The 16,663-nt window shown below is 72.1% G+C and carries 11 protein-coding genes; 1 reads left to right on the forward strand and 10 read right to left on the reverse strand.

Going from position 1 to position 16,663, the window contains the following annotated elements; translation table 11 throughout:
• Positions 1 to 50: 50 nt before the first annotated feature.
• The 5 genes from ACPXB1_RS23850 to ACPXB1_RS23870 all read right to left on the reverse strand — a co-directional run bounded on the left by ACPXB1_RS23850 (position 51) and on the right by ACPXB1_RS23870 (position 5,658).
• A complete protein-coding gene (locus ACPXB1_RS23850) occupies positions 51 to 2,177 on the reverse strand; it encodes a B12-binding domain-containing radical SAM protein (protein ID WP_053660809.1) in 2,127 nt (708 codons plus the stop codon).
• A 10-nt stretch (positions 2,178 to 2,187) separates the two neighbouring features.
• The gene (locus ACPXB1_RS23855) at positions 2,188 to 3,585 is read right to left on the reverse strand and encodes a TfuA-like protein (RefSeq protein WP_355593403.1); all 1,398 of its coding nucleotides are present in this window, start codon (positions 3,583 to 3,585) and stop codon (positions 2,188 to 2,190) included.
• A complete protein-coding gene (locus tag ACPXB1_RS23860) occupies positions 3,578 to 4,744 on the reverse strand; it encodes a YcaO-like family protein (protein ID WP_082377719.1) in 1,167 nt (388 codons plus the stop codon). Before ACPXB1_RS23860 ends, ACPXB1_RS23855 begins: the two co-directional genes overlap by 8 nt.
• A 27-nt stretch (positions 4,745 to 4,771) precedes the next feature.
• Positions 4,772 to 5,146, reverse strand: a complete 375-nt coding sequence (locus ACPXB1_RS23865; protein ID WP_053660815.1) for a class IIb bacteriocin, lactobin A/cerein 7B family — start codon at positions 5,144 to 5,146, stop codon at positions 4,772 to 4,774.
• Between the two features lie 149 nt (positions 5,147 to 5,295).
• Positions 5,296 to 5,658 carry a hypothetical protein gene (locus tag ACPXB1_RS23870; RefSeq protein ID WP_053660817.1) on the reverse strand — a complete coding sequence of 121 codons (363 nt, stop codon included), beginning with the start codon at positions 5,656 to 5,658 and terminating at the stop codon, positions 5,296 to 5,298.
• Between the two features lie 368 nt (positions 5,659 to 6,026).
• Between ACPXB1_RS23870 and ACPXB1_RS23875 the strand changes: the two genes are divergently transcribed.
• The gene (locus ACPXB1_RS23875; RefSeq protein WP_053660819.1) at positions 6,027 to 6,773 is read left to right on the forward strand and encodes a MerR family transcriptional regulator; all 747 of its coding nucleotides are present in this window, start codon (positions 6,027 to 6,029) and stop codon (positions 6,771 to 6,773) included.
• A 7-nt stretch (positions 6,774 to 6,780) separates the two neighbouring features.
• On the opposite strand, the gene ACPXB1_RS23880 is transcribed toward ACPXB1_RS23875, so the two are convergent.
• The 5 genes from ACPXB1_RS23880 to ACPXB1_RS23900 are packed head-to-tail and all read right to left on the reverse strand — an operon-like array spanning position 6,781 to position 16,600.
• Positions 6,781 to 9,813: an ATP-binding cassette domain-containing protein gene (locus ACPXB1_RS23880; protein ID WP_197281668.1), complete on the reverse strand. Its 3,033-nt coding sequence runs from the start codon at positions 9,811 to 9,813 to the stop codon at positions 6,781 to 6,783.
• 26 nt (positions 9,814 to 9,839) lie between these two features.
• Positions 9,840 to 12,023 carry an NHLP family bacteriocin export ABC transporter peptidase/permease/ATPase subunit gene (locus ACPXB1_RS23885; RefSeq protein ID WP_053660821.1) on the reverse strand — a complete coding sequence of 728 codons (2,184 nt, stop codon included), beginning with the start codon at positions 12,021 to 12,023 and terminating at the stop codon, positions 9,840 to 9,842.
• Positions 12,020 to 12,829, reverse strand: a complete 810-nt coding sequence (locus tag ACPXB1_RS23890; protein ID WP_053660823.1) for an HlyD family efflux transporter periplasmic adaptor subunit — start codon at positions 12,827 to 12,829, stop codon at positions 12,020 to 12,022. The genes ACPXB1_RS23885 and ACPXB1_RS23890 overlap by 4 nt, the downstream gene beginning before the upstream one ends.
• A complete protein-coding gene (locus ACPXB1_RS23895; protein WP_053660825.1) occupies positions 12,826 to 14,277 on the reverse strand; it encodes a SagB family peptide dehydrogenase in 1,452 nt (483 codons plus the stop codon). Before ACPXB1_RS23895 ends, ACPXB1_RS23890 begins: the two co-directional genes overlap by 4 nt.
• A gap of 52 nt (positions 14,278 to 14,329) precedes the next feature.
• Positions 14,330 to 16,600 carry a TOMM precursor leader peptide-binding protein gene (locus ACPXB1_RS23900; RefSeq protein ID WP_355593396.1) on the reverse strand — a complete coding sequence of 757 codons (2,271 nt, stop codon included), beginning with the start codon at positions 16,598 to 16,600 and terminating at the stop codon, positions 14,330 to 14,332.
• Between the last annotated feature and the right edge of the window lie 63 nt (positions 16,601 to 16,663).

A 16,663-nucleotide genomic window follows, 5' to 3' on the forward strand; every position in this document is an offset into this window, starting at 1 on the left:
TCGTGTCACCAGCGGTCGGGTCACCAGCGGTCGTGTCACAAGCGTTCGGGTCACAGCCCCGGCTCGGCCGGGAGCCGATGCCGACGGATCAGCCGCTGCTCGATGAAGGTCCGCCACACCCGGTCCGCGACCGTCCGTTCGACGATCCACAGCCGACGCTGCGCCTCGGCGAGGGTGAGCGGCGCGGTGAAGAGATCCAGGAACAGCCGGCTGCTGCGGTTGAGCGCGAACACCTGGCCGTCGGCCCGGCGGAACAGGTGCCGGTCCGCCGGCAGGTCGCCGGGGACGCCGTCCTGGTCGTCCGACCGCATCCGCCGGTACGCCTCTCGGACCTGCTCGTCGTCGTGGTCCACGAAGGAACCGTTGGCGAGGAACTCGGTCTCGTCGTCGCCGTCGTGTCGGACCCGGTCATTGGCGAGCACGCCGCGCACCGCCGTGCCGTAGCGGTCGTGGTAGAAGAACGTGTGCGGGGTGTCGGTGCTGCCCAGCCACGGACGGTGGTAGTGCCCGGGGTTGAGACCGGCCTTGGCCTGGGCGACCTCGGCCTGCGCCGCCTCGGTCACCGGCTCGTCGTACTGGAGGACCCGGACGATGTCCGAGCCCTCCACCGGCCGCACGTTCGTGAGGCCGAACCGCTCCGGCTCCTTCGCGACGATCGCGCCCGGGGTCAGCATGAAGTCTCCGAGCCCGCCGAGGGTCCACAGGTCCGGGTTGTCGCGCAGGAACGTGATGCTGTCCAACGCCTCTTCGCGGGTCTCGGTGGGAAACCCGGTGAAGCCCATCATCTGCACACCGATGTTGGCCTTGGTCATCGCGGTCATGGTGCGCCGTACCTGCTCCGGCTTGGTGCCCTTGTCGATCAGGTCCAGGATGCGCTGGTTGCCGGACTCGAAGCCGACCGAGATGGCGACACAGCCGCTGCGCCGCAACAGCTCGCAGCGCTCGTCCGACCAGTACTTCTCCAACCGGATCTCGGCGCCCCAGCGAAAGTCCAGCCCTCGCTCGACTGCCTGCTCGGCGAAGCGCAGGATCGTCGCGGGCGCGAGCACGTCCACCGAGAAGTAGATGAACTTGGCGAACTTCGACAGCTCCGTGACGTCGGTGATCATCTTGTCCACCGTGTCCTGCCGCCACGGGCTGGTGGGGCCGTCGGTGTTCAGGCCGTAGTCGCAGAACGTGCACTTGTTCCAGTAGCAGCCCCGGGTCGGCGAATAGTAGACGAACCGCTCCGGGCTGAGGTAGAGGTCCCAGGGCAGGCCGGAGAAGTCCGGGACCGGCATCTGCGCCAGGCGCTCGTAGCGCAGGGGCAACTGGCGCTGGCGGCCGTACTTCGGGTGCAGTCGGACGTTGGGGTGCCCCGCCGGCAGCGTCCCGGCCGCCACCGCGTCCAGGATCTCCGTGTACGCGCTCTCCCCCTCGCCGACCACTATCGCGTCGAAGTCGGCAAGCACCTGGAAGACGTACTCGGGTTTGCTTGCGCACTTCCAGACGTCCGAGATCTCCGTGCCACCGGCGACGAGGAAGGCGTCCGGGCAGGCCCGGCGGACGAGCCGCGCGATCCAGAGCGCGAACGGTAGCTGCCACTGGTAGGTGGCGCTGATCCCGATCACCTGGTGCCCAGCGGCGGCCAGCCGTGGGATCAACACGTCCTCGTAGTACGGCTGGAAGGGCCTGTTGAGCCGGGCGAGCATCGCCTCGTCGGTAAGCGCGGCCACCGAACCGATCGAGATCATCGGCGGCGGTTGCAGCCGGAAACCGGCGCGGAACTGCCCGGGGAACCCGACGGCGCCGAGCGCGTCCATCCAGGAGATCACGCCCTCGACGGCGTCCTGGTAGTGCCCGTAGTCGTAGAACAGTGTCGGATCCTGTAGGACCCCGATCGACCGGCGCAGCCGCTCCGGGTCGGGGTCGGGCAGGCCGAGCTGGTTCGCCCGGGCCATCAGCGCGTCCGGGCCGCTGAGGTCGTCGATCGAGAGCCGGGACAGCTCCCGCCGCAGCCACTCGTACGCCGACGGGGTGTGGGAGTGGTGGAACGCCTCGATGTTGGCGTCGATGATGTCCGCCGGCCGGTGACCCTGCGCCCGCGCGTACGAGTCGAGATAGTTCAGGGAGTGGTATCCCGAGGTGGGATCGGTAAGCGGGGGGTAGATCAGTGCCGCCTTCACCGTGCCGCTCATCGACGCCTCCTCAGCTGACCCGGGCCGCGGAACCGGCAAGGGTTTCCTCCTGCACGCGCTGCGCCACCGCCGGCAGCCGCGGGGCGCCGAATGCCTTGACGTACGCCACGAACGGTTCGGCGGCGTACCGGAACGCCGACAGGTCGACGAAGCCCCGGTCCCACGCCGCCGCTTCCAGCCCGTCGACGTCACAGCCCCACAGACTGGCGAAACACGCGTCGATGACCTCGGTGCGGAAGTGGAGCCGACCACCCGGGCGGCGGTGTCCCGTCGTACGCGGAACGACTGTCTCGTTCAGCGACGCGGCGATCGCCGCGACCTGCCGCGCGGCGGCGAGCAGCGCCGGGGTACGCAGCGGCGCCGCGACCATCCACAGCGCCAGGCTGCGGTACGGCGTGGTGCCGAACGCTCGCACCAGCATCCGCAGCACCGCCTCGCGATCGTCGAGGCCCCGTTCCCGGTCGGTGAGCCAGTCCCAGCCGTGGGAGCCCGCTGCGGTCAGTCCTCGCTGACGGGCCACCTCGTGGGCGCGCTCCTCGGCCGTCGGGTCGGCGATGTCGACAGCGGCCAGCCCGGCCAGCACGCTGCGTCGATGCCAGGTCGGCGTCTCAGGGTGCAGCAGCATCAGTGCCGCCGCGGCCTCCCGGTCGCTTACCCAGTGCCCGCCGACAGAAGCCCCGGCGAACCGTGATCGCCAGCTGTCCATGAAGCGGGTGTGCAGATTGTCGATCGGCTGGTCGCCGTCGTGCGCCGGGCACAGCTCGGGCGCGTTGTCCGCGGCCATCGACAGCAGCAGTCGCGCGTCGGCGCCCTTGGCGTCGGAGGGGTCGCGCCGGTGCCACGTCAGGAAACGGTCCACAACGGGCGCCGCCTCGGGCGGCGCGGTGCGCTCCAGCGCGCGGTACGACCGCCGCCGGAAGGGCAGGTCCCGGCACAGGTCCAGCAGCAGCCCGGCTTCGGCGTCGCTGAGCACCCCGTCGACGACGGCGCGGCGCAGCGCGACCCGGATGTTGACAAGCGGCTCGCTCAACGTGCGGTGGCCCTCGTCGGCGGGCCCGTGCACCACTGCCACCTCGTCGTCGCCGGTGACGACGCCGTCGCGGTAGAGCTGGAACACCTCGCCTACACCACGCATCCCGAACGGCCACAGCTCGGCGGCGCGCAGCGCACCCATGCTTGCGGCGCCGGCCACTGTCACCCCACGGTCGAGCAGGTCGAGGATCTCCCGGTGGCGTACCGGCGGGTGTTGCAGGAAGAACCCGTCGATGACGAGGACCCGGTCGCCGGGTCCGACGTCCAGGCGGAGCAGGTCGCCGTGCGCGACGGGCGGCAGCACCACCGCGTCGGGCAGCAGCCGGGCGACCTCGTCCGCCGGCAGGCTCGGACCGATGAAGACGACGTCAGTCACGGGGCACTCCTGGTCGGGTACTCAGGGCCCGCTCGTCGAACATCCGCAGGCCGGGGGCGAACACCTTGCTCACCGGAATGCCGATCTCGTCGTGGGTCAGGTCGACGCTGAACGGCTCGACGCCGGTGATCCGCTGCACCCGCGACGCCAGCTCGCGCAGCACCTGGGTCACGTCTCCGGCCGGCGGGAGGTCCCGGCGGACCGGCCGGACCGGCCGATCGACGGTGGGCGGCGGCACCGGCGGCGCACCGACGTCGTGGTACGCGGTGGCGTCGATGTCGTCGCGGGCTCCGGAGACCATTACCAGCCGCGACTGGGCCGCCTCCGACATGGCCCGCCCGACGGCGATCTCCGGGTCCAGGTGGCAGCCGAAGCCGCCGAAGGTGACAGGCAGGTCCGGCGACCAGATCGAGGCGGCATAGCAGGGCACACCTACCGCGTTCGTGATGTCGCAGACCTCCACCCAGCAGCCGGCGCGCACCAGCGCGTCGTGCACGGTGCGGGTCATCGCGTTCGTGGCGGTGCCCGGGTCGGTGTAGGTGCGCTCGTCCAACGGCGAGGTGCAGTACGGGGCGATGCAGTCCCGCTCGACGACCTCCAGCAGGGCGTGCAGGCTGGCCTCGGCGAAGGTGTTGCCGGTGGCCAACCCGTTGCTGCTGGGAGTGAACAGGGCGCGGTCCCAGCCACGCCGGATGGTGAAGTCCAGTTCGATTGTGGCGCGGGGCACCAGGCAACGCGCGCCGGTCAGCAGCCCGCGGCCGGCCACCCAGTCGAGTTCGACGGCGGAGGTCAGGGGCGACCGTTCCGCCAGGTGCAGCCACCGGATGTCGTACGGCAGGTCGAGCGCCTCGGCCGGGGACCGGACCACGGTCCCCGGCCGGAGGTTCTCGGCATGCCAGGACTCGATGCTCTCCATCACCGCGCTGACCCGGGACTGCGTCGCCGTGGCACCGGTGCCGACGCTCACCGCCATTGTGGCTCCGACGGGCCGGTAGGCGACGTGCACCGGTAGGCCGATCTCGTCGAGCCGGGTGATGTCGGCGACCCGGGTGATCCGGAACCGGTCGAGCATGCCACCGACCCGTTCCCAGGTCTGCTCCACGGTGGCCGTCCGGTAGGTGCCGGATCGGAACGCGATGGTCTCGGTCATGTCAGTCATCGAGGCTCCCGGTGGGGGGTGGGAACGTCAGAGGATGAGGACGGCGATGATGTTGACGTTGTTGTCGGCGACGGGGGCGACGCCACCGGCGACCGACTCCAGCTCGGCCTCGGTCAGCTCGTTGAGGTCGACGAGCGGCACCTCGGGTACGTGCAGCACGTGCCGGCCGGGCGTGCCGGCCCAGTCGTCGACGATCTGCTCCTTGGTGTAGAGCGTGGCGGGCTGGGCGCGGTCGACCTCGACCGTGGCTCCGGCGGCCACCGGCAGGCCTGCGGCGGTCGCGTAGCCGGTCGGGTCGGCGAGGAGGCGTTGCAGTTCCTCGTCGCTGCGCCACACCGCGGTGACGAGTTCCGAGTACTTGGTCACGAACCTCGCGCCATATTCCTGATCGTCGTTGCTCATCGTTCGGTCCTTCCTCGGGGATCACTGTGGGACGGTCGGTTAATTGCCGTGGTGAGAACGCTAGAAAGATCGAGGTTCGGCAATCAAGGATTTCCATCTGAGTGCCATCAGAATCTGCCGCGCCAGCCTGCGGGCGGCAGACATCGGTGTCAGGTGCAGCAGCACGGGCAGCAGCAGGCGCAGCTGGGGTCCAGGCCCGCCACGACGCTGTCCAACTCGTCCTCGGCCAGCTCCGACTGGGCCACCGGCAACAGCGACGGCACGAAGAGCACGAAGGCGCCGGTGGTGCCCGCGCGCTCCCACGACTCGATCTGCACCTCCAGGTCAGGGTCGGTGTCGGCGACGTCCCGGACCACCCGTACCTGCACGTCTTCGGGCAGTTGAAGTCCGTAGCCGGCGAGGAACGCCCGCGGGTCCCGGTCGAGCGCCTGCTCCTTGACGGGGTCGGCCCAGACGTCGGCGACGAGCCGGCTGTACGCGGCCACGAAGACCGCTCGATCGACAGGTGTCATGCCCTGCTCCCTTCGGTGGCCGGCCGCCAGCGGCGACTTCAAAGCGGCGGCGAGAGGCAGCGCGGGAGGTTCCGGGCCGCCGATTTCGCTTCATCGTGGGCCACCTGTCGATCCGGGCCACGCAACGCGTGGGAATTTCATCGAATGTGGCCGCGAAACTGTCGCGCTGCGGCGAAAGCCGGGTAATTGGGAATCAGCGACGTACGGCGGATCGGGGATTCTAATGACTCATGCCACCATCGACAAGTAGTAATTCCTCGACTGTCACCCGCCCGCTTCCCGCACATACGCTGCGATCGTCGACCGCTCGCCGCAACAGCGGTTCGACAGGTGGATGTTCCGTCACCGAGTGCTCCCCGGAGGCGACCGTGACCATCGACGAGGTGACGACGACGCCCGGCGGCCCGGCCGGGTACAGCGTGGAGGAACTTGCCCGCAAGGTCGGGATGTCGGCGCGCAACATCCGCGCGCACCAGGCGCGGCGGTTGCTGCCGCCGCCGGTGCGGCACGGCCGGGCCGCCCTCTACGACGACTCGCACGTCCGCCGGCTGGACGCGATCCTCGCCCTGCAACGGCAGGGCTTCAACCTGGTCTCCATCGAGGCGATGCTCGGGGTCCGGCCCAGCGACGAGGCGCCCGACGGGCTGACCGCGATGCTGCAACGCCTGACCGCCGACCGTCCCGCGCTGGCCCACGCGCTGACCCGGCACGGCGTGATCGGACGCACCACCGACGGCACGGTCCGCACCGTACGGCCACGCCCGCTGCGCGCCGCCCTGGACCTGCACCGGGTACGGGTGGGCACGGTGCCGGCGTTGCAGACCCTCAGCGAGGTGCTGGACAGCCTCCGGCCGGTGGCCGACGAGTTGGTCGCCGCCGTCACGGCGCGACTGCTGGCCCTGGCGCCGGAAGTCGTACGCGGCGGCGCCCGGTCGTCCTGGGCCGACCTCGACAGGGAAACCCTGCTGCTGACCCAGGGTGTGGTCAGCGTGCTCGCCGAGGCGTTCCGGCTCGCCGTGGAGAACCAGGCGGAGGCGCACGTCGCGGAGCTGCTGGAGAACCACCTCGACACGGACGTGTGCCTGGAGGACGGCTCGGTCATCGACAACGGCTGACCCTCCGTCAGCTCGTCGCGGGCTGCCCGTCCGGCTGCCGGCTCTCCACCACCGCGTCGGAGGTTTCCGGCTGCTCCACAAGTTGCCGCCTCGCCAACCTGTGAAACAGTCCCTCGGGTTGGTCCATCAACTCGTCGTAGGTGCCGCGCTGGACGATCCGGCCCGCGTCGAGGACCACTATGGTGTCCGCCGCACGGACCGTGGACAGCCGGTGGGCGATTACCACGCGGGTCGCGGCAAGGGCGGCGGTGCTGCGGGTGACGACCTCCTGGGTGCGGTTGTCCAGGGCGCTCGTGGCCTCGTCGAGGAAGATGATCCGGGGCCGGGGCGCCAGCGCGCGGGCGATGAGCACCCGCTGGCGCTGCCCGACCGACAGCGTGCCACCGCCGAACGGCACCATCGTGCTCATCCCCATCGGCAGCGCCTCCAGGTCGTCGGCGAGGCCGGCCATCCGCGCCGCCTCCCAGACCTGGTCCAGCGGGAAGCTGCCGGCGCCGCAGATGTTGTCCCGTACCGAGCCGGCGAAGAGCTGGCCGTCCTGGAGGACCACGCCACACTGCCGGCGGACCGCGTGTACGTCGAGTTCGGAGAGGTCCTGGCCGTCGTAGAGCACAGCGCCCTGCTGCTGGCGTTCGAAGCCGAGCAGCAGCCGCAGCAGTGTGGACTTTCCGCAGCCGCTCGGTCCGACGATGGCAACGAACTCGCCCGGGCGGACGTGCAGGTCGATGTCGACGAGCACAGGCGGCTCGTCCGTCTGGTAGGCGAAGGTGAGCCGGTGCAGCGCCACCTCGCCGCGCAGCTCGCCCGGATCCACCCGGTCCGGCCGCGCCTCGGGGTCGGCGCGCAGGATCGCCCGGAGGCTGCCCAGCCGGGGCACCGCCGCGATCACCTCGACCCCGCCCGACACCAGGACGAGCAGCGCGCCGAGCAGCATGGCGAAGGCGACGTTGAGGATGAAGAAGTCGGCAGGCGCGACCCTGCCGGCGAGCGGCCCCATCAGCACGGCGAACAGGACCAGTTGACCGGCGACCGGCAGCACTGTGGCGAAGGCGACCAGGCCGGCCTGGCTCTGCCGGACCCGTTGCAGCGCCGCCCGGGCCGTGGCGGCCACCTCGGACCACCGGGCGTGGGCGCGGGCCTCGGCGGACGCAACCTTGATCTTGATGATGCCGCCCAGCAGCTGGTTGGTCATCGCCGCAGCCCGGTGCTCGGCCGGAAGCGCCGACCGCTGCTGACGGACGATCAGCACGGCGAACGCGCCGAAGGTCAGCATGGTGACCGCGACGATCCCCGCCCCCCACAGGCCGAGCACGGGCTCGACCACCAGGAGCATGCCGAGGACCACAAGCACTGTCGCGCCGGCCGAGACGAGCTGCGGCAGCAAAGCGCTCAGCGCTTCACCGACGAACGAGATCCCCAGCATCGAGTTGGCGATCTCACCGCTGCTGCGCCCGGTGAAGAACCGGGCCGGCAGCCGCATGAGCCGGTCCCAGATCGCCAGCTGCGCGCCGGACTGCAACCGCCCGTCCAACCGCAGCAGCCGCAGGTTCTGCACCACGCCGACGAGCACCGCGACGACCGCGGCGCTGAGCATCAGGGCGAGGAACCCGAACAGGCCGTCCACCTCGCCCTTGCGGGCCAACTGGCCGAGCACCTCGCCGGTGGCCAACGGCACGCCGAGGCCCAACACGGCCACGCAGGCGGCGGCGAACAGCAGCCCACGCAGGTCGCGGGACGCACCGACGAGCCCGGCCCGCAGCAGGTGCCGCATCCGGGCCGTGGGTGGCAGTGGCGCCTGCACCTGGGTCGCCTCGGCGGCGTACGTCGCGGCCGTCGTCGCGTCGACCGGACGGTGGGCCCGGGTGTCCGGGTCGACGTGGTGGTAGCGGCCCCGGCGGAACAGCAGCGGCACCGCGACGGCCCGCTCCGGGTCGTCGCCGACCCGCCACCCGACAATCGGCCCCAGGTCGCGCCGCCACCACCGCTCCGGCAGCCGCACCTCGCGCAGGAACAGGCTGGACGCCCGGGACACCGCGTGCACCGCCGCGCGGTCGGACAGCGGCGCGCGGCTGCGGTCCGCCGGCTCGTTCACCGGCGCGCCCATTCCCTCGGTGACCACCCGGACCACAGCGGCCGCCCGCTCGTACCTGTCGAAGCCGGTCTCGATGTCCGGAACCGGCACCGCCCCACCCGCGCCGATCACCCCGATCGACCGGCGGGCCGCCGCGGCGAGCACCGCGGCGTCGATCTGCCGCCGCCGCTCCACAGCGCTCAGGAGGGCCGCGTCAGCCTCCTCGATGCGGGCCTCCACCATCCGCAGCAGTCGGGCCACGTGCTGGTCGACAGCCGTCCGGAGTTGACCACCGACCAGCAGGTCCCAACTGCTGTGGCTCTCCACCGCGCACGGCGACTCGGCCACCACCCAGTCCCGCTCGGCGACCAGCAGCAGCTCCCGCTCCCCCGACATCTCCACCGGGCCACCGTCGTTGCGTCGCAGCTGCCCGCCCGCGCTGCGCAGCCACCAGGCGCCGCCGGTGGAGGTGAGGGCGCTGCCCTGCGCCAGCGACACGATCTCGCGCCCGCGCAGGGTGGACGCCTCCCGGGGCGCCTGCCCCCGACGCAACGCATCCGCGACGGTGACAAGCACCAGGTCCACCGCCGCGACAAGCTCCATCGCAGCCGTTCGCGCCCGCGACGGCGGCCCCTCGTCCACCGGACGGTCGAGCCGGACGTGCCGCTCCAGCAGGGACAGGTGACGCCGGGGCAGCCCACGCAGCTCCGTGCCGGGCAGCGGCACCAGGATCAACTGCCACGCGCCGATCGCCGTGGACGTCGGCACCAGGCCACCTGCGGGCAGCCGGGCCACATGGTGGCGACGAGACGGGCTCATCCCGGCCCGGCGCACCGCGAACAGGTCGGCCTCGCCGCCGGTCACCAACCATCCCGCCACCGGGCCGTCCAGGCGACAGACCTGGCGTACGCCGTCGCCGCAGAAGCCGATCAGGCCGCCGGTCGGGGGATCTTCCACCGCGTCGGTCATCAGCGTCTCCTCGGATTCGTCGGGGGTCAGTGGTCCCGGACCAGGCGTGCGTACGCCCCGTCCCGGGCGACAAGTTGCTCGTGGGTGCCGCGCTCCACCTCCCGACCGCCGTCGAGGACGACGATCAGGTCGCAGTCGCGGACCGTGGACAGGCGGTGCGCCACGATGAGACAGGTGGCCCCCCGACGGCGCAGGTGCATGTCGATGCGGCGTTCGGTCTCGGCGTCCAGCGCGCTCGTGGCCTCGTCGAGCACCAGCACCCGAGGGTTGCGGACGAGCGCGCGGGCGATCTCCAGCCGCTGCCGCTGCCCGCCGGAGAAGTTGCGGGCGTTCTCCCGTACCGGGCTGGCCAGGCCACCCGGGCGGGCCGCCACCTCGTCGTACAGACACGCGTCGGTGAGCGCGGTGACGACGTCCTCGTCTGCGACAGTGAGGTCCCACATCGTGACGTTGTCCCGGACTGTCCCCTCGAACAGCCGCAGGTCCTGGTCCACGATGGCGACGGTGGCCGCCCACAGGCCGTCGTCGGTCCCCGTCCGTTCGACGCCGTCGACAGTGACCCGGCCGGTCCACGGGCGGTAGAGCCCGGCGACCAGTCGGCCCACCGTCGACTTGCCACTGCCGGAACGGCCGACGAGCGCCACCCGGGCACCCGGCGGCAGGTCCAGACTGAAGTTCTCCAGCAGTGGACGGCCCAGCGGGTTGTAGCCGAAGGTGACCTCCTCGATGCGCAGGTGCCCCTCCATTGGCGCCAACGGTCCGGCAGGTCGGTCCTCGGCCGACGGCAGCGGGTACTGCTCCACGTCGCGCAGTCGGTTGAGGTCGGCGCTCATGTCCTGAAGGCGCGAGCCCAGCGCGGTCAGGTTGCCCAACGGCCGGTTCATCGCGATGGCGAGGCTCTGCATGCCGACCAGCACACCGACGCTCATCGCCTCCGCCGCTACCTGCCGGCTGCCAAGCCCCAACAGCACCGCTGCGGTCCCCGAGGCGAGGAACGCCGGCAGGACGGAGAGCACCGCAGTGGGCACCCCCAGCCGCTGCTGGCGGGTGGCGACTGTGGCGTGGCGTGCCGCGAACCGGGCCACGGCGCGTTCCTCTTCACCGCCTGCCTTCACCGTCTCGATCATCTGGACCGTGGTGTAGACGGTCGTCACCAGCTTGCTGCGGTCCGCCTGGAGCCCCGCGACGGCGATCGACCGGGTCGAGGCGACATAGCGCAGCACACTGACGTTCAGCCCGGCGAGGACCACGGCGCACAGCCCCAGCAGCAGGTCGTACTGGCAGAGCAGCGCCCCGTACGCCAGCACCAGCCCGGTGTCGACAACTGTGGTGGCCGCACGGCGGGTGAGCACCTCGGCGACCACCTCGTTGCCACGGACCCGCTGGCTGAGGTCGGCGGCCTGCCGCTGGTCGAAGAAATTCGGCGGCAGCCGCAGCAGATGTCGGAAGAACCGTGCGGCGCTGCTCAGGGCAAGCGCAGTCTCCGCGCGTACGGTCAGGCGTTGCTGGAGCAGGCTGGCCAGGAAGGTAAGCACTGTGGCTACCGCCACCGCCGCCACCAGACCGGCGAGGGCGGCCCGATCCTCCTGCAACAGCACCCGGTCGACGAAGACCTGGGCCATCACCGGGATGGTCAGACCGACCACCGCGATCAGCAGCCCGAGCAGCAGCATCTGCGCGATCGCCGAACCCGGACCGCGCCACCGCTGCGCCAACGCCCGGAGCAGACGGTAGCGGGTGCCGCCCGACCGGAACTCCGGACCGGGCTGCATGGTGAGCACGATGCCGGTGAACGCGCCGTCGAACTCCTCCCAGCTCACCGCGCGGGGACCGGTGGCCGGGTCGTTGATGTGGACCTTCCGGCCGAGCCCTTCCAGCACCACGAAGTGCTCGAAGCGCCAGAACAGCACCGCCGGCAGCGCCACGGTGGCCAGGCCGGCCAGGTCCATCTGGAAGCCCTTTGCCACCATCCCGTACCGGCGGGCGCCCTTGAGGACCGTCGCCGCGGTGGAGCCGTCCCGGCTCACTCCGCACACCCGGCGCAGTTCCTCCAGTGGCACGTGGCGACCGTGGTGGGCGAGCAGGATCCCGAGCGCGGCGGCCCCGCACTCCACCGCCTCCATCTGGATCAGTGTGGGCGTGCGGACCCGTCGACGCCGGATCCTGGGCAGCTCAGGTGCGCCGGCAGCGGCGATCGGCGGCGCGCTCATCGCCGCAGCAACCAGTCGATCGGGTGCTCCTGGTCCACTGTGAACCAGGCGGTGACCTCGCTTGCCGAGTTGAGCTGGAACGGCGGCGGGGACTTGGTCCAGCGCAGTCCGCCCAGGGCTGCCGGGTCGGGTTCCAGGGCGACGGTCACCCGGACCACGCTGCCGTCGGCCAGCAGCCGCCGGACGTCCGGCCCGGTGCCCAGGAAGGCGCGCAGCGAAGCCTCCGTCTCCGGGAAGGCGCCGACAGTGATGACCTGGCCGGCCAGGGTGCCGAACACGTTGCGCGGCGCCGCGGCGGCGGCCACCTCGACGGGTACGCCGGGTTGCAGCAGCGGCGCGGCCACGGCGGGGGCGTACACGACGGCCTGCAACGCGTCCCCGGCGGTGTCGAGGCGTTCCAGGTCGGCCAGGTGCGTACCCGGGGTGACGATTTCGCCCTCGGAGACCAGCCAGGCCACGACGTACGCGTCACCCGGCGCGTTCTCCACACGCACCTTGCCGTCCATCGTGCGCAGGCTGTAGAGGGGCGTGCCCTTCGCCACCCGCTGGTGCGGTGCCGCCCACACCTTTGTGACCTGTCCGCTGTCGAGCGCGTCGAGTGCGGAGATCCCGTTGGAGTGGATAAGCACGCCGGCCGCCTCGACGGTCCGCGGGACGACAGTGCGCACCGACCAGACGCCCGCGGCGACAACGACTATGACGAGCGCTGTGGTGGCCAGCCAGTTCGGCACCGTGGTCAGCCGCACCGCCCGGTCCAGTTGCTCGGGCGCCTCCAGCTGGCGCAGCGCCTGCCGCCGGAACTTCATTGCCGTTCCCCCGCTGCGGCGCACCGCGAACCGAGCAGGAAGTCGGCCACGCTCGGCTCGACCAGAGGGTCGAGCCCGGACAACTCGGCGAACGCCTGGGAGTCCCCGGCGCCGAGGGCGCACGGCGCCAGGCCCATGGCGGTGGCGACGAGATACATCTGCTGGGTCAGCACACCAGCGTCCTTGAGAATCATGGCGTAGCTCATCCCTTCGTACTTCCACATGAGCCGCTGGACCCGGGCGGTGACCACCAGGACGATCTGCGGCGGCCGGGGCATGGCGCCGGCCGCCCTGGCGTACGCCAGCAGCCGGTCGGCGGCAGCTGCCCAGGCCGCGACCGGCTCCAGCCGGTGCCCGACCGCGTCGTAGTGGTAGAGCCCGCTGTCGAGGCCGGCGCAACGGGCGACCAGCGGATAGATCTCCAGTTCGTAGACCCCGCCGCCGCCCGGGTAGGGCCGGTGGCCGATCTCCTGCCCGCCGGCCTCCCCGACGGCAGTGGTGTGCTGCGACCGGTGCAGGAATTCCGCAAGCCGTTCCAGGGGCAGCGGTGCCGCGTCGTCGTGTTCGCGCACTGTGCGCCGGTCCGCGACGACCTGACTGAACGCGGGATCCTCCTTGGCGATCGTCGCGAGGTCCGGCAGCGGCAGTTCGACCACCCGGCCCCCTTCGTACGGGCGGCGCAGCGGTTGCGGGGCGAAACGTTCCCGCATCCGGTAGGTGCCGCCCACCGGCAGCGCGTGCCGGCCGGCGCGGGAGCGGTGGTGCAGCCGCAGCTCCTCCGGCGACCAGTAGGCAAGTGGCGCGTCGTCGCGCTCGGCCTCGAACTCGGCGTCGGTGACCAGGATCCGGGCGGTGGCACACTCGTCGAGCACCCGGCCGGCGGCCTCCGGCGACACGCCGAGCGTGCGGGCCACCGTGTCGGGTCCGACGCCCGGAACCGCGGCGGCGAGCACCGCGCCGACGGCGGCGTCGGCGCAGCCGACGGTGAGGGTGCTCAGCGGCGACGCGGCCACGAGCATGCCCCGTTCGTGCTGGAGGGTGGCGAAGCGGGAGAGCCGGTAGCGGACGCCCGGGGTGTGCGGGCGGCTGTCCGGCAGGCTGCCCCGACCCAGGCCGGTGGGCACCAGGTCGAGCAGCGGCCGGTCGTCGGCCTGGACACGACGTTCCAGCCAGGAGTGGGCGAGCAGCCGGCGCAGCAGCAACTGCGCCGGCAGCACACGGTTCTCCCCCTCCAGGCCGCTGATCAGTCGACCGACCTCGACATCGCTCACCCAGTCGGCGGCGAGCCGCAGCAGCAGCGCCCGACGGCCGATGCCGGGCCGCTCCAGGGTGAGCTGGAAACGGGTCTGCCGCAGGGTCAGCGAGCCGTCCTCGCCGAGGCACAGTTCCGCGTCGCGGCGCAGCCGGTAGGCGTCCTGGATCGGCGGACCGCCGACGGAGCCGCTCACGACGACCGCCGACCGACCGGGTCCACCATGCTCGTCATCTGCGCATCCCTCGCTAGAAGAAGACGTTCAGCGGATTGGCCGACGCCTCGTCGGCGGCGATCGGGTCCCGGCCGAGGCGGGCCGGCACGTCCCACAGCCGGCCCGGCCCGAGCCGACGCCAGAAGTGCCGCAGGCCCGGCACGACGACCTTCACCACCGCCAGGTCGACATCCGGACGGGACTGGTCGACGACGATCACCTCCAGGCCGGCCCGCTCGGCGCGGAGTACACAACGTCGTACGTCGTCCCCGACGTCGCCGGTGGTGAGCGCCGGATGGTCCGCGGCGGTGCGCGGCGGCCGGGTCGGGTCGGGCGACAGCCACTGCTGGTCGACCACCCGCACGGTGCCGAACCAGCGCTCGGTGTCCGGATCGTCGACGCCGTACCGGTTGCGCGCGGAGGTCGGCCCGGAGACGGCGGGCAGGAACTGGTTCACCTCGGTGAGCGCCCGGGTCAGCGCCACCCGCGCGTCAAGGTGCGCGCCGAAGCCGACAAGGACGTCCTCCGGCCCTCCGTCGGTGCGCCGGGACACCGCCGCGAACGCGGGTACGCCGAGGTCGGCGGTCAGGTCCAGGGCCCACAGCTCGCGGCCGAGGGCGGTCGCGTGATGGTCGACGCAGGCGGCGGTCCACGGGTCGCCGAACGAGGCGAGGTCCACTCCCGGCATCCGTGAGCGGTGGTACCACCACAGGGCCACGCTGTCGCGCTCGACGAGTTCGCAGAAGCCCTGCACGATCGCCTCGGACAGGGTGCCGCCGGCCGCGCAGCCGTTCGAGTCGGCCGAGCACACGCCGAGGCCGGTCAGCTCCGGATGCCCGTACCAGCAGTACGCGGCGGGCAGTTCGCGCGGTGCCTGCCGGGACAGTGACCAGCCAGTGGTCCAGTCCAGTTCCACGTCGTCCGGCAGCGGGCGGGGAATGCGGTGCAGGTGCCCCAGGTCGCGGTTGAGCCGGTCCCGGTCGGCGTACTGACGGTCGGAGAACAGCAGCAACTCCCGCAGGTGCACCGCGCGGTCCGGACCGAGTTGCCGGTAGGTGGCCCGGTGCACCGGGCGGTCGCCGCGCCACACCCCGCAGTAGCGCTCCACCGCCTCCCCGATGGCGCTCATCCGGGCCTGAAGGTCGGTCCGGCCCTTGCCGCCGCTCTGCCCGCGCAGGTTGCGGCGCAGAGCGGCGAGCTGGCGGGGTTGGGCGAAGTTGTGCCCGGCCGAGTAGGTGTGGGTGACGCCGTTGTCAGAAGCCTCCAGGGAGGTCAGCCGACTCACCACGCCGAGATACCGGCTGACGTGGTGGGCGAGCGCGGCGTACGTCTCGGCGGGTTCCCGGGTGCGGGATTCCCCGGCGCGGCTGGGTTGGGCGCCGCTGGGTGGCAGGTCGATGCGTGGCTCGGCCTTACCGACGAGGTCCGGGTCGCCGCAGGCGGGGCACTGTGGCTGTCGTACCAGCTGGTGGCTTTCGGTGCTCAGGTCCCGGGTGTCCAGGGCGACCATGCGGCCGGTGAGGCGGGGCGAGGTGCCCCGCACGGCAAGCACGGCGAGTTCGGCGGCGAGCAGCCCGGCGGCCATTGTGGCCAGGCCGGGCAGGACCGCCCGACCGGGCTGCGGCAGCGGACCGGCCAGGGCCTGCCCGCCGAGGTACGCGTTCACCTGCTCGTTTTCCTGCCAGCGTTGCCGCAGGCAGGCCCAGCAGCCGGTGCGGCCGGGCACCAGGTGCGGGCCGAGGAAGACGACGTTGCCGTGCGGCCGGGCGAGGGTCCACGGACGGCTGGCGGCCAGGTGCCGTTCGTTGATCAGGGCCAGCCGTGGGTCCAGCATTGACGACGGCAGGACCAGCAGCTGGGCGGTGCCCGGGTCGGGGTCGTCCGGCCCGACCACCGTCACGGCGAGCCCGAGGGCGCGCAGCGCGTCGGCGGTCTCGGCCGCCCGGGGCGCCCCGAGGTCGACGATTGTCACCGGCCCTCCGGCCATCCACCGCCGCCCTGCCTCGGGCGGAACACCCCGGGCGTCCCAGCCGGCGGCCTCGGCCGGCGAGGTGTGCGCCGGGCCGGACACCAGCAGGCCGTGGTCGCGCAGCCGGGCGAGGGCTGCGGCGACGGCGGCGACCGGATGCCTCGTGGCCAGCCGGGCCAGCACGTCGGCAAGCGGCGCGGCGCCGTCGAGCTGGTCGGCCAGGTCGGCGGCGACCGGATCGTCGACGAGAAGGCTGCGGGTCTCCCCCAGCACCACGAGCGGCCCGTCGGGCAGCCGCACCGGCACGTAGTCCGATCGGAAGCGCGGACGCCACATGGTTCCTCCCGAGCCTGGTGGCCGGACCGCGGCCCCGCCGGCGATCACGGCTACTGCCATCGT

The sequence above is a fragment of the Micromonospora sp. DT68 genome, assembly GCF_049847245.1.
Lineage (GTDB): Bacteria > Actinomycetota > Actinomycetes > Mycobacteriales > Micromonosporaceae > Micromonospora > Micromonospora profundi.

Coding starts and splice junctions, on each gene's coding strand:
- ACPXB1_RS23880 (WP_197281668.1), bottom strand. CDS start 9,813: ATGACCGACGCGGTGGAAGATCCCCCGACCGGCGGCCTGATCGGCTTC.
- ACPXB1_RS23900 (WP_355593396.1), bottom strand. CDS start 16,600: ATGTGGCGTCCGCGCTTCCGATCGGACTACGTGCCGGTGCGGCTGCCC.
- ACPXB1_RS23870 (WP_053660817.1), bottom strand. CDS start 5,658: ATGACACCTGTCGATCGAGCGGTCTTCGTGGCCGCGTACAGCCGGCTC.
- ACPXB1_RS23850 (WP_053660809.1), bottom strand. CDS start 2,177: ATGAGCGGCACGGTGAAGGCGGCACTGATCTACCCCCCGCTTACCGAT.
- ACPXB1_RS23885 (WP_053660821.1), bottom strand. CDS start 12,023: ATGAGCGCGCCGCCGATCGCCGCTGCCGGCGCACCTGAGCTGCCCAGG.
- ACPXB1_RS23865 (WP_053660815.1), bottom strand. CDS start 5,146: ATGAGCAACGACGATCAGGAATATGGCGCGAGGTTCGTGACCAAGTAC.
- ACPXB1_RS23890 (WP_053660823.1), bottom strand. CDS start 12,829: ATGAAGTTCCGGCGGCAGGCGCTGCGCCAGCTGGAGGCGCCCGAGCAA.
- ACPXB1_RS23860 (WP_082377719.1), bottom strand. CDS start 4,744: ATGACTGACATGACCGAGACCATCGCGTTCCGATCCGGCACCTACCGG.